Genomic DNA, 13405 nt, shown 5'->3' on the forward strand with positions numbered 1-13405 from the left:
CACCTTGGATTGCAAGCCTCCCTCTATCGCCCGTTCGTTGACTGCGGAAACCAGCACCGTTACGGCCTGTTCCCATTCAAGGTGAGCTACCTCGGCAAGTACGGTGCTGCGGATTTGCCGATGGGATCGGGATTGTTCGTTCATGCCGCTGCCTCCTTTCTGGGATCATGGAGAAGGTTTTCAGGCACCCCGATTTTGCGGAGCGCGTCCAGCACGGCGGGGCTATGCCGGTAGCCATACAAAACGGCTGTAACCAACGAGGGATGACGTCCGGCCATTCGGGCGACATCCACCAAATCCAGCCCACGGGCATCCAATTCTTTTCGGATAGTCCAGCGATTGTTAGCGCGGGCATCTCCAAACTTCTTGTTGCTCATTCTTGGAACCTCACAAACGTGTAGGGTTGACCCGAAGAAAACAGGTCTGTAGGGTAAATTTGTTGGTCAATTCTTTTACCCTGCAAAATGTTTTTATACGTTTGTTTTGTCAATTGCAAGCGTTTGTTTGCTTTCGACTTAATTTTTATTAAAAATATTTTGTAGCCAAAAATATAACAATATATCGGTAGGTTACAATATATGAACAAGAAAAAAACTCCTTTCGACTCCACTTTCGACTTCTCGTCAGAAACTCGAAACACCCTTGGTAGTAGAATTCGTCAACTCTGGTTAGAATCTGGAGAAAAACAGGATGACTTTGTTCGAGAACTGAATGTGAGCACAGTGACCCTCGCCAACTACATGAACAATTCAAGGAAACCTGATTCTGAATTTTTGTTGTCTTTAAAAAGAAAACTAAACATAAGTTTAGACTGGCTCTTAACAGGCGAGAGCTCTAGAGAGACAAGTGGAGTATTTCCAGAAAAAGAATCAGAGGTAGAATTTATCCCCATGGTGGAGGCGCGACTCTCCGCCGGGTGTGGAAGTTTGGAAACAAGTGGAGAAAGTGAGCGAGGATACGCTTTTCGAAAAGATTTTCTTGCTAGAAAAGGTAATTATAAGAATATGGTACTGATGCGTGTATCTGGGGATAGTATGGAGCCGGAAATATACAACAACGATGTTGTCCTCATTGATCAAAGCAAAAAAGACATATTCCCTGGAAGGATTTTTGCTGTAGGCTTTGAAGAAGCAATTTATTTAAAGCGGATAGACATGTTACCCGGAAAGATCGTTTTGAAGAGTGCTAATTTGGCTTATCCCCCTGTAGAGCTGGACGTCAGGGGACAGTGTGAAGACTTCTTCCGCGTCATAGGCCGCGTTTTGTGGAGTGGACGGGAATACAAGTAGGAAACGAAAAATCGCGGCCTGTTTTGACCGCGAAAAAGATAGGCGTTTTGGTGTACGTTTTGACACCAAACAACGAAACGGGCGGCTCCGATGAGGAACCGCCCGTTTTACTTATTCCGCGATCAATCTGTCCCAAATCGCGCGCCATTTTCGTACAGCAGACGATCAAAAACGATCAATCTGTCCCAAATCGATCGCCGCACTCGCTCAAGCTAAATCTCCCCTAACCACGCGCCGCGCAAAAGGATTCCCGGTGGATGCGGAAATACCCCGTGTCCCAAATCGATCGCTACCCCGGTATCCCTGCCGCACAGGAGGCGTTTAAACAGGCTCAGAAAAAGGGATTCGAATGCTACGGCCTCGGCATCATGTGTTCGAGTATTGCAACCTTGCTGCCTCATACCAGCCGCGTCATTGAGACGCTTCCACAGCTTGCTCCGGCACTGTTCGGACTGCTCGAAGGAGTCTTGAGGAGGAACGCATGACGGACACTTTCCGACTGTGCCGCCTTGGGCTTTTGCCGAGGATGCCGCTGTGCCTCGGAAAACATGTCGAATGGGATGACGATACTGCCCGCCAGTGCCGTTTGTCTCGTTTTATAACCAGATAGGAAGGAAAAATATGAGTCTTGGGAAATGGATATCGGTGGTGATTGCGATTCTGACCGTCATAGCGGATGAGATGGACGAATAAAACTCGCTAAAGGGTATCCGGTTTTCCCGGATACCCTTGTCCCTGTTAAGGAACAATATTTTTTGCGGAAGTTGCCTTCTCATATAAAAATACTAAATCTAAATTTATTAAATTAAGATTTAGTAAATTATGATTTAAAAATCAAAAATAAAGAGAGATTTATTGGAATAAATAAAATAATTTCAATTGATTAACAATATTTACGAGTGACAGGGCAGTTGCCTTACCATCGTCTACGGCAGAATACGCATAGGAAAACCGGAATTCATCAGAATACGGTTTGCGAGCCAAAACCGCACAGGTACTATGCCTGTGCCGGATGTACGGGCGACGTGCAGTTACGGAAATTCAGCGCCTTTGTTCTGAACCCAAGGCAAAAAGAAGGGATACCCGAATCTAATCAGGTATCCTTTCTTTTCTGCTATTCATTTTACATCAGAGAGTTTATTCGTAAAATAATATATTTTAATTAATCAGATATATTCTTTGCAGCCTTTTTGATCTTTGAAAGATAAATATACGATGTCAGGATAGTCAACACTATAAAAAATAATGCGAATGGTCTCGTAAAGAATACAGTCCAATCATTGCCTGAAATAAGCAGCGTCTGCCGAATTTTTTCTTCCAAAAGCTGTCCAAGGAAGAAAGCCACAATGAGCGTAGGGAGGTTTAAAGACATTTTATTCAGTAGATATCCAATAATACCAAACCAGAACATTACCCACACATCAAACATATTGCCATTGAAAACATATGCTCCCAGAATACTAAAAACAAGAATACAAGCATATAAAGTTGAACGAGGTATGTTCGTCAGGCGGCGCACATAGCGAATGAAAACGCTACCTATCAGCAAGGTAAAAAAGTTGGAAATCAGCAGCACCGCAAAAAGAGCATAGAGCAGCGATGCATGATCTTCCATAAAACGGGGGCCCGGTACCAACCCCTTGATCATGAATCCTCCCATGATCAGAGCCGCCGCAAGGTTACCGGGAATCCCCAGCGTCACCAATGGGACCAGATTAGGGCCGTTGACGGCGTTATTGCCCGCCTCGGAAGCGGCAATCCCCTCTAAGGCTCCCTTGCCAAACAGTTCAGGCGTCTTGGACTTCTTACGCGCCCACAGATAACTCAAATAGGCTCCGACAGTCGTACCGATGCCTGGAACGATGCCTATGATGCTACCGATGAACGTGGAACGTCCGATAGTAGGTAGGCAAGTCTTGAACTCTTTGGCTGTAACCCTGTTGTCGTCCGGGTTGGAGCTAATGATGATCTTTTCCTCCTGCTCCCCACTTTTCCTCTGGGCCAAACGCTGCCGGAAATAATTTTCCGCCTGCAACAGCACTTCCGAAAAGGCCAATAGCCCAATAACCATGGGCATAAGGCTGAATCCGTCGGCCAAATCGACAATGCCGAAGGTCAACCGCATGGTACCAAATTCCGGATCGGTGCCTACTGTGGCAAGAAAAAGCCCCAAGGCTGTCGAAAGCAGGCCCCGTAGAGGATCGGCAGTGGCCGCTACGGAAATAACGACTAAAGAGAAGAGCACGACCATACTGTATTCGGGCGGGCCGATGCGCAAGGCAATAGCCGCGACGGGGGCAGCCAAGAAGATCAGCACCAAATCGGACAAAGCATCGGCCAATACAGAGGAATAAAGAGCCGTCTGCATGGCTTTTCCGCTCTTTCCTTGTCTTGCGAGCGGGTACCCGTCAAAGGTAGTGCACATAGCCTGCGGCGTACCGGGAATATTGAATAAAATAGCGGGCAGAGAACCGCCGAAATTTCCTCCCTTGGAAAGCCCCATGAGCATGGCGATTCCGGGAATCGGACCGAGATAATAGGTAAAGGGCAGGAGCAGGACGATGGCCATAGTGTCCGTCAACCCGGGGATGGACCCCATAATGGCGCCACACAAAACTCCAATAAAGGCCCAAAAGAAATTTTCCCAAGCAAAAACGAGATCCAGAGCCCCAATAATATCTTCAAGCATAGTGTTCTCCGATACGGTTGCGTACTAAAAAAGAATACCGCTTGGTAAAGGATAATTAAGAAAAAAGACAACTATCCCGTAAATAACTCCAAGCAAAAGAAGAGGCGTCAGTACAATACGTATCAAACCACGCTCGAGGAAAAAAAATATGTATATCATGCCAAATACAGCATTAGTCACAAAAAATCCGACGTACTCCGTGCTCATGATACAGACGGCGTAACTCACTATAAGAAAAAGGATACGCGGGAAAACGGAATCGGATGGATTGGAAAACGCCTTGGCCACTGCTTCCAAAGAAATATTTTTTCCTGTGGTACGCAGAGCCATAAACAGGGCTGGAATGGCAAGGAAGATGATTGTCAGGCGCGGGTACATGGCCTGCTCTTCGCCTGAGATCTGCTGTGGGATAATTACAAACCACAACAGTGCGCAAAGACAGAGGAACAGACATCCTATGAAGCGATCTATCAGCATAGGGCCCCCTTTATTCCCGGAGGAAAACCCTCCGGGAATGATTGGTACTATTGACTAGTTGCTGTCCTGCTCATTGTACTTCAGCATTTCTTGAACGGATTCAACGGAATGACGTGAAAAGGCATCATAATCCTTTCCGGAAAGGAACTGCGGGATGAATCCCGCCGCCTTCATCTTGTCCTGGAGTTCAGGATTTTTCAGGACGTTGGCAATAGCCTGTTCCCACTTGTCGCAAATGGCCTTTGGGGTCCCCTTGGGGAAGGCAAAGCCGTACATCAAAGAGGTTGCAAAGGGATATCCCATGTCACGCAGCTTGGGCACGCCGGCAATGTATGGGACTTCCGAAGTTCCCAAATTGGCCAGCACAAGCAAGTCTCCCTTGCGGGCCGCCTGATAACCGGCGGTCCCCACGCCAAGCTCACACGCGTCAATATGCCCGCCCATCAAGTCAGCCGTGGCTGGTCCGCCACTCTTATACATGACCAGCCTGAACTTGATGCCCTCGTGAATAGCCGCGGCGTGAAGAACTTCAAGAGCTTCCTGACTGGCTCCGGAACCCACGGATACGGTGCCGGGATGTGCTTTGGCGTAATCCACAAGTTCCTTCCACGTCTTATAGGGCTTATCCGGACGCGTGAGGAGCAGGCGATCCTGCGGCATATAAGCTCCTACAAAAATGATGTCATCCAAATTGTAGGCAGGAGCCTTGAGAAAATAGGTGGCCACCAGCGCATTGCCGATAGCTCCGCCAATGACGGTATATCCATCATTTTTAGCCTTCAGGCCAAAATTCAATCCGGGGATGCCGCTTCCTCCCCCCTTATTGACGATGACGAGGGGCTGCCCCAGTTCTTTGGACAGATAGTCTGCGACCATCCGAACCGAAACATCAGCCGCACCGCCCGGAGCAAAAGGAACTATACAGGTCACAGCCTTGTCGGGATACTGCGCCGACGCGGAACCTGTACCTGCCAACAACAACGCCGCCAAGAGCAACCCAAAGAAACTCTTCATGATATACCCCTTTTCATGCCAGCCGAACGAGATCGGCTTTTGGAGTTAGCGAAGAAGATAGGGAATATTGACGTACAGAGCCTGTTGAGGACATTCCACTTCACAAGGCAGACAGAACCAGCAGTTCCTGTAGTGCCCAGTGGGACCGCCACAGGACAGGCAACGCGATGCTTCGTCCCGGGCCTCCTGCTCAGTCAAATATTGCGTCGTTTCAGTGAAATCTCCGGTACCCGTGCAGAAGTGGCCCAAGCCCGTTTGACGAGGGATAGCGACGGCATTGCCGGTATCAACGGTAAAGTCGTCTACATAAGGACCGGCGTACTGACGGCCATAGAACATGTCCTGACCAGCCAAGAGACGGATGATCGAGGTAGCTGCGCGACGTCCGGAAGCCATAGCGTATACGGCGGACGAAGGCCCATGCTCCATGTCGCCGGCGGCGAAGATAGCCTTGTCTCCGAGCTGCAATGTCACGGGATCAAGGGTGACATCTCCCACAAGCTGCGTCAGCTGGCTGTCCCGTTCCTGCCCCACGGCCATAATGACGCTGTCAGCCTCTATGCTGCGGATCTCGTCGGCCTTAAAGTCAGGGTAGTCCAGACATTGCGGCGGCAGCAATTCCAGATCATGACGGCAAGACAACGCCAGTTTCCCGTTTTTGCCCTCCACTTTCACGGGTGCCCAGGTAAAAGCAAATTTGATGCCCTGCTTCCTGGCCTTGGCAATATCTTCAGCATCGGCTCGGAATGCATCAATGGTGCGGCGATAAACGATGGTAACGCTTTCCGCGCCTTGACGCATGGCCGCTTGCGCGCTGTCGAGAGCCACATATCCGCCGCCAACCACCACGACATGGCCGGACAACTTTTGACAGCCCCCTGCACGGACTTCCATAAGAAATCGGAATGCCGACAGCACGCCCGGCAATTCTTCTCCTTCAATAGACGCCTTGCGTCCGCCTCCCGCTCCCAGAGCGAGTACTACGGCATCATAACGTTGCGATAAATCATCCAATGCCTTCTGATCCACGATACGCTGGCCATAATGAAAGACAACGCCAGCCTGTTCCATGATGCCGACAGCCTCATCCAGCACGGCGTCGGGGAGTTTCCAAACGGGCAGGATATTCCGTAACACCCCTCCGGCTTTACCCTCCGCTTCATACACGCTTACGGCATGCCCCGCCTTGCGCAGATCATGAGCCGCCAATAACCCTGCCGGACCCGCTCCGATCACGGCCACCGTTTTGCCGGACGCTTCGGCGCACTCCAGCGGAAGCATCTTTTCTCCGGCAAAGAGATAACGCTTGATGCCGTTAATATTGACGGCCTGCCCGTCGACCTTGCAGCGGTTGCAGGCATGTTCGCAGGGGTGGTCGCAAATGCGGCAAATCAGCTGGGCAAATGGCAAATCCTGAGCGATTACGGCACGGGCTTCATCATCCTTCCCGCGAGCCACCAACTGCACATATCCCTGAATGTTCAGGCCCAAAGGACAGGCCGCGGAACAAGGGGCGCGATTGATCCGAATATTGTCGAGTATGCACGTCTCCGCACACTTTCCACAAAAAATACATTTCGTCTTGTCCACGACGAGGTTGTCGGTCAACGCCTCAAGAAGATTGCCGGCGCTCATGCGGTTTCCTCCATTTTGATGACAGGTGCGTATGAAACACGAATATCTTCCAAAGAATCCCCCTGGGTAAGCACGATGTGCTTCAGCCACTGGGCATCATCCTTGACGGGGTAATCCGAGCGCATATGCCACAATCCCCACCGGCTTTCCTTCCGCTCCTTGGAGGCCACGGCACTCATGGCCGCACATTGGATGATGTTTTCCACTTCATATGCCTTAAACAGATCATGCTGATTCCTGATGCATACCTCCGTACGCAGTTCACTACGGAATCTGTCCATCCACCACAGTGCCCTGTCGAGCTTGTATTCATTCTTAGGAGGCCGTACATAGTCGTTGATCAGACGGCGGACCTTGTATTCGAACTCTTCAATGGGAACCTGCCCGCCGGTTTGGGCAAGTTTGGCGTCACGATCCCGAATGACGTCCATGACCTGTTCGTCGTCAATGACGGGGTCGGCTACCGTACGGGCGTATTCCGTGGCGTTTTCCGCCGTAATCTGTCCATAGGTGAAAGCTCCGCTCAAGTGTCCCCGGGCCACCAGGGAAACGTCTCCCGCCGCATACAGCCCCGGCACGGAACTCTCTCCGCGCTCGTTGATCCGGATGCCCGTCAGACCGTGCCCGCCGCACAGGTAACAGTCCGTCGGCCACAGCTCGATTTCTCCGGTACGGAAATCAACGCCGCGGCCCTTAAAGAAGCGCTCCTGCACGGGCCGTTCCGTGGAGAAAAGCAGTTCCTCCACTTCACGGATCTTTTCCTCGCTCAAATGGCGCATGTCGATCCGCATGGGGCCACGCAGCGCCATATGCTCCGAGTGCATGAGGTGAATCCCCGGATGATTTTCTTGAAATTCCTGTGCGAAGGCATTGAGCAAATGAGCCCCACGAGTGAGCGTGATGTACAGCAGGGGGGCGTTGATATCCTTAATGATGTAGTAAACAAGCGTATACTCGAAGCCTGAAAGCTCCGCCCCGGCGCGGTAGGCCATTACATAGCCGTCGCCGGTATTCCCGGGGAAATCGTAAACGCCATAGAGGTAGCCGTTTTCCGGCAAACCGAACCGTGCCGTACCGCCTGAGCACAAGATCACGCTCTTGGCTTTACAGACCACGATTTCCCCTGTGCGCACGTTGATCCCTACGGCACCGCAAACCCGGTCGCCATCCTTGAGCAGCCGCAGGGTCATGATCCTGTTGTACACTTCCGCGCCATACTCATGGGCCTTGGCCGCCAGAATGGTCTTGAGTTCGGGCTCCTTCATCGTGATGCAGAATTTGCCCTTGTTGTGGATCTGCAACTTGTCATATTCGCCCTTTTCATCGACGGGAAAACATACGCCCCAGTCGATGAGCTCCTGCATCACCGCCCAAGTACGCTGGGCCATGACATAGTTAACAGGTTCGTCCATGATGCCCTGACAAGCCTCGCCATTGGTCTCGACATACAATTCCGGGGTTTCTTCCGTGCCTGGAATGGAAACGATATTCATAGCGTCCATACCACGCGCGATGCAGCCGGAATATTTCATATCCCCCTTTTCAAACACGACAACTTTCTGTTTTGGATCCATCTGCTTCGCTCGGATGGCAGCCATGACGCCAGCGCTGCCGCCTCCGACGATCAACACATCTGCGCTTACGGTCAAATAAGGCTTCATTCCTCGTCTCCTCCTTTAGGGTATACTGCTATGGTTATATAGAGCAGTTGTTAGGGTAAAAAAGGGGGGCATCCCCTTTTTCCGAACCTATTCCCGGAAATTGTGAAGCCGGATCAGGCCAAAGGGCTCCGTCCGAATCAAGCTCTTGCGGAACTCAACGATGGTGTCGTCATAGCTTGTTGAAACCATAAAAGAACTGATGACAGGGGCAGACACGGGCAAATCCATGATCTCCGACTCCCGCTCTGCAATCATTTCGATCTCCAAGAGTTCTCGGCTATTCAGCACGGGGAGGCGGCAATACTTTTCAATCAAAAGATAGAGGGAGAAATCTTCCAACTCTCCACTCATGGCCCTCTTCAAAGGCTCCCCAAAGGGAAGGGGGATATAGGAAGTACTCAAGGCGACAGGGCAACGTTCTTCTCCCTGCTCTCCGCTGAACAAACGTTCTATACGCAAAAAGGAGGGGATATCTTCAGGGACGGCAAACCGTCTATCCATCTCAGCCTGGCGGGGAACTTCCTCCATGGAAAGGAGTTCGACGCTTAACGAGACATCCTGCTCGGAAAGATTCCGCCGCAGCCGATAATATTTGACGGCATTCTTGTCGATAATACTCTTGGTGACATAGGTTCCTTTTCCCTGAATACGGACGAGGTACCCCTGATGCACCATATTTTCCAAAGCTTTACGCACCGTTCCCACACTGAATCCCGTGGTCTGGGCAAATTGGCGTTCAGAAGGAAGCTGCTTTCCGGCTTGCCATTCCCCATTGACGAGCTTATCCATAATCGTTTGCTGAAGACGATAGTAGGCCGGTAACGCCTCGGCGTGTTTCTCAGAAAACTGGATATGTTTTGCTGTGTACATTCAACCATCCCTGTTTAGTGCTCTATAGCTCTACAGCTCTAATGCTGTCAAATCATTTTTCAGGAATAGCCATCTATACGTTGCGAACCTCCTCGCCATACCTTCTGACTTCGACATGCTCGACAACTTACGCTTGATTTCCAGTGTGCCAAAGTGCTATCAAGGAACCGAACCCGCCCAGCACAACTATGAATTTTTCCTTATTTATTAAAATATGTTACGCAATAGGCGGTGCCGAGAAAAATGGAGTCCCGCCCTCGGCACCACTTTTCAGCCCTTATGACAATTGTCATGAGGGCTTTTTCTTTTTCCGACAATGTTTCACCCTCTCCATGCTTCTTTCCCTCTCGTGTCGAACGTAGCTTCCCCAAAGGTCAAAGAAGGCCGCCTTTCCCATATGGCAAGGAAAGGCAGCCCGATATGGGGGAGCCCTGCCGCGGTTTTCCTAGTCCAGATTGTATTCCTTGCGGATGCATTTTTCGTTGTATTTGTACCCCCAATGCAGCTCGTTGACGCAGTGCATCAGCCGTTCGTAATTGCGTTCCTCAATAGCGTCGATGATGAGGGAGTGTTCCTCCACGGCGGCCAGATACCATTCGCGCACAAAATTTTTGCGAGGAAAATCCCACAGGCGGTTCTTGATGGGCGAGAGGATACGCTCGGCGAAGATATTGGGGGAAACTTCAAAAAAACACTGTGAAAGAGATAGTGAAGCCGATCATAGGTAACCATGTCGCCGCTCATGACCGCTTCCCTCATGTCCCCACTCAGGCGGCGCATCTTGGCTATGGTGGCCTCGGTGTACTGGTCGATGGACCCGGCGATGATGGTGTACTCCAAGGCCCCCATGATCTCGTAGAGGAAAGGGAAATCTTCCGCCTCAAGGGTATTGATGACCACCTTGCTACGGGGGTAGATAGTCAGGTAGCCTTCCGCCTCAAGGCGGATGAGCGAATCTCGCAAAGGCGTGTTGCTGATGCCGAGTTTGTGGCTGATGGCCGGAAGATCGAGCACGCTCCCGGGCAGGAGGCTCCCTTCCCGCATTTGCTGCCGGATGTACTCATACACCATCATCCTTCCCGAGACGGCAGCTGTTTCTTTCCCGGCCCGCGACGGTGCCGCCTTGGACTTTTGACGAGGATGCCGCTGTGTCTCGGAAAACAGTCGAATGGGACTGCGGAACTGCCCGCCAGTGCCGTTTGTCTCGTTTCATAGCCAGATAAGAAAGGAGGAACATATGAGCTGGTCTGCATGGATCGCTGTTGCCATTGCCGTACTCGAAGTCATCCGTGAGGAATCGGATTAAACGAAAAAGGAGGAGCACCCGATGTGTTCGGGTGTTCCTCTTCATGTTCCTCAGAAGTTTTTTTTGAGCTCGCAGTGCTGTTGGGAAGGCTTGCCAAGCCTCCGCTTTATGGATACGGTCTGTGCAACGAACATAGCCATGCAGAAATAAAGTTCAATGAGTTAGGGTTATTAAACATGAATTTCACCCTCTCCGCCACTTGGAAACTCCAAGACATCCGATAAAGTCCGAAAAGCCCTTGACCTGAATGGTTGAGGGCTTTTTCTGTGTTCAACGTTGTCTGAAAAATCCTTTTCCACGACTCTATTCGAGGTGCATTTTACCGTATCTTGATTTTCTACGTCCATCATGCTTCAGCTTGTGTACTCCTAAGACGTATCTCCACAGACTTTTTCATGATGGCTTTGTGCAACAGCCTTCTGCTTATCCTGCATCTATCCAATGGAAAGGAGCAGGAATTGTCTCACAGCTTGTTCTTCTTACGGTTGTATGCCGTAAAGGAACGATTCTATGGATAAGGCCATTGTGAAAAAAAGAAAAAAGCATTGACATAAAAGATGCCGTATTCTATTCTCTAGAAGAAGTGTAAGGGGAGTAGCTGGGTCCTTGAGACCCCGGTAGCGTCAACAGCATGGCTTTACGGCCTGGCGTTACCATCAAGTGTTTGCTTGATAAGTGAGACCTTCACGGCAGTCATGCCGTGAAGGTCTTTTTTCTTTATTAGGCATCGCCTCACATTCTGCCCACTTTCAGCGGCTGTTCAGGAACGTACACCGTCCCTGTTTTTCCATACTCAACCGTTAGGACAGAAGAATGTTTGCACGCTTTTTGCCTCAGACCGTCCCTTTTTTCGAGCTTCTGGTACAGCAGAATGCCCTCCTGCAAGAGATGTCGGAGGCGCTCGCCGTCGTCATGGACAACACGGAAGCGTCGGAGCGCCATCTGAAGCGGATCAACTTGTTGGAAGAAGAGGCGGATCGGCTCTATCGGAGCATCACTCAGCATCTCTCCCAGACGTTCATCACACCCATCGATCGTGAGGATATCCATGCGATCAACATGGCCCAGGAGCGGGTGGCGGATAAGATACAGCATCTTGCCAACCGTTTTTTTGTTTCCGGGTTCATGTACCAGCGTTTTCCCGCTCAGATGATCACGGAAAGGATCCGGGGGATGCTGCGGGACACGAAGTCCATGCTGGATGAAATTTCCATGAAGAAAGAGGTGTCCGCGCACATCCATACGCTCAAATCCAGGAAGTCCGACTGTGAAATGTTCCAGTCGACCGGGCTTGCCGAGTTGATGGACAGCGAGATCAAAACGTTTGAACGCGTCAGGGAGCTCATCCTCTGGGGGCAGGTCTACGACCGCATGGAGCGCACGGTCGATGCGGTATCGGATCTCGCCGACACGCTTGAGGAGGTTGCGCTGAAGTATGTTTGACGTTTCCTTCCTCCTTATTCTGATCATCATCGTGGCGTTGATCTTCGATTTCACCAACGGCGCTCACGACTGCGCCAACGCCATCGCTACCGTGGTTTCGACCAAGGTGCTGAGCCCTCGGACTGCCGTCATCATGGCAGCCACCCTCAACCTGATCGGGGCGTTTTTAGGGACAAAGGTCGCCAACACGCTCGGATCGGGCATTGTCCACCCCGATATTGTCGCAAACTGCCAGCCGCTGGTGCTTGCGGCCCTGATCGGGGCGATAGGCTGGAACCTGTTCACATGGCATTTCGGGATCCCCTCCTCTTCCTCCCATGCGCTGATAGGAGGGCTCATGGGGGCCGCCGTGGCCTATGCCGGCTTTTCATCCCTCAACGGGGGCTCCATCCTGACCAAAATACTGCTGCCGCTGGTCCTCTCCCCTCTGGCTGGATTCGGTATGGGGCTGCTGGTCATGTTCCTCATCATGTTCCTGTGCGCAAAGTGCGCGCGGAACAAGCTCAATACGGCCTTCACGCGGCTTCAGGTGCTCTCGGCGGCGTTCATGGCGACCAGCCACGGTATGAACGATGCCCAGAAAACGATGGGGGTGATCACCCTTGCCCTCTTCATTTTCAACGAAATCGAAACGATAGCCGTCCCCCTCTGGGTCAAGTGCCTCTGTGCCACCTTTATGGCGCTCGGTACTGCCATGGGCGGCTGGAAAATCGTCAAAACCATGGGGCATAAGATCTTCAAACTGGAACCCGTTCACGGCTTCGCCAGCGAAACGTCGGCCGCACTGGTCATCTCCGGCGCGTCGCTCCTTGGTGCGCCGATCAGCACGACGCACACGATCACGGCCTGCATCTTCGGCGTAGGCTCGACCAAGCGCCTCACCGCCGTCCGCTGGGGGGTCGCGGGGCACCTCATCATTGCCTGGGTCCTTACCATTCCCGCTTCCGGTCTTCTGGCGGCCTGTTCCTTTTTCCTTTTAAACGCTGTGGGGTTCGCCTAGTATGCAGTATTATTTCAATGG

At 51.4% G+C, this 13405-nt stretch carries 11 protein-coding genes and 1 pseudogene; 4 read left to right on the forward strand and 8 right to left on the reverse strand.

All coding sequences use genetic code 11. From position 1 onward, the window contains the following. Nucleotides 1-140: 140 nt before the first annotated feature. Entirely contained in the window at nt 141-377 is a 237-nt protein-coding gene (locus tag T370_RS25650) for a transcriptional regulator (RefSeq protein ID WP_029435177.1), read from the reverse strand. A gap of 201 nt (nt 378-578) precedes the next feature. Here T370_RS25650 and T370_RS0106480 point away from each other — a divergent pair, with 201 nt between their 5' ends. Together T370_RS0106480 and T370_RS0106485 are read left to right on the forward strand one after the other, a co-directional pair. Beyond that, complete coding sequence (locus tag T370_RS0106480; RefSeq protein WP_051643771.1) at nt 579-1289, forward strand: XRE family transcriptional regulator; 711 nt, start codon at nt 579-581, stop codon at nt 1287-1289. Between the two features lie 272 nt (nt 1290-1561). After that, nucleotides 1562-1774 (forward strand): hypothetical protein, encoded by a 213-nt coding sequence (locus T370_RS0106485; protein WP_248604228.1) that lies wholly within the window; start codon nt 1562-1564, stop codon nt 1772-1774. Nucleotides 1775-2451: 677 nt separating this feature from the next. Here T370_RS0106485 and T370_RS0106490 read toward each other — a convergent pair. The 7 genes and pseudogenes from T370_RS0106490 to T370_RS26265 form a co-directional block, all read right to left on the reverse strand. After that, on the reverse strand, nt 2452-3978 hold the full coding sequence (locus T370_RS0106490) for a tripartite tricarboxylate transporter permease (RefSeq protein WP_029435181.1): 1527 nt from the start codon (nt 3976-3978) through the stop codon (nt 2452-2454). Between the two features lie 24 nt (nt 3979-4002). After that, the gene (locus tag T370_RS0106495) at nt 4003-4455 is read right to left on the reverse strand and encodes a tripartite tricarboxylate transporter TctB family protein (RefSeq protein WP_029435182.1); all 453 of its coding nucleotides are present in this window, start codon (nt 4453-4455) and stop codon (nt 4003-4005) included. Between the two features lie 54 nt (nt 4456-4509). Continuing rightward, nucleotides 4510-5469, reverse strand: coding sequence for a tripartite tricarboxylate transporter substrate binding protein (locus T370_RS0106500; protein ID WP_029435183.1), 960 nt, complete (start codon nt 5467-5469; stop codon nt 4510-4512). Between the two features lie 45 nt (nt 5470-5514). Further along, nucleotides 5515-7104 (reverse strand): FAD-dependent oxidoreductase, encoded by a 1590-nt coding sequence (locus tag T370_RS0106505; protein ID WP_029435184.1) that lies wholly within the window; start codon nt 7102-7104, stop codon nt 5515-5517. Further along, nucleotides 7101-8765, reverse strand: a complete 1665-nt coding sequence (locus tag T370_RS0106510; RefSeq protein ID WP_029435185.1) for an FAD-binding protein — start codon at nt 8763-8765, stop codon at nt 7101-7103. Before T370_RS0106510 ends, T370_RS0106505 begins: the two co-directional genes overlap by 4 nt. 87 nt (nt 8766-8852) lie before the next feature. Next, nucleotides 8853-9635, reverse strand: coding sequence for a GntR family transcriptional regulator (locus T370_RS23515; RefSeq protein WP_029435186.1), 783 nt, complete (start codon nt 9633-9635; stop codon nt 8853-8855). A gap of 445 nt (nt 9636-10080) precedes the next feature. Continuing rightward, nucleotides 10081-10709: pseudogene (locus T370_RS26265) on the reverse strand (GntR family transcriptional regulator). Between the two features lie 1045 nt (nt 10710-11754). Here T370_RS26265 and T370_RS0106525 point away from each other — a divergent pair. Together T370_RS0106525 and T370_RS0106530 are read left to right on the forward strand one after the other, a co-directional pair. Next, complete coding sequence (locus T370_RS0106525; protein WP_029435188.1) at nt 11755-12384, forward strand: DUF47 domain-containing protein; 630 nt, start codon at nt 11755-11757, stop codon at nt 12382-12384. After that, on the forward strand, nt 12377-13384 hold the full coding sequence (locus T370_RS0106530) for an inorganic phosphate transporter (protein WP_029435189.1): 1008 nt from the start codon (nt 12377-12379) through the stop codon (nt 13382-13384). Before T370_RS0106525 ends, T370_RS0106530 begins: the two co-directional genes overlap by 8 nt. Nucleotides 13385-13405: the final 21 nt, after the last annotated feature.

Source organism: Bilophila wadsworthia ATCC 49260, assembly GCF_000701705.1.
Lineage (GTDB): Bacteria > Desulfobacterota > Desulfovibrionia > Desulfovibrionales > Desulfovibrionaceae > Bilophila > Bilophila wadsworthia.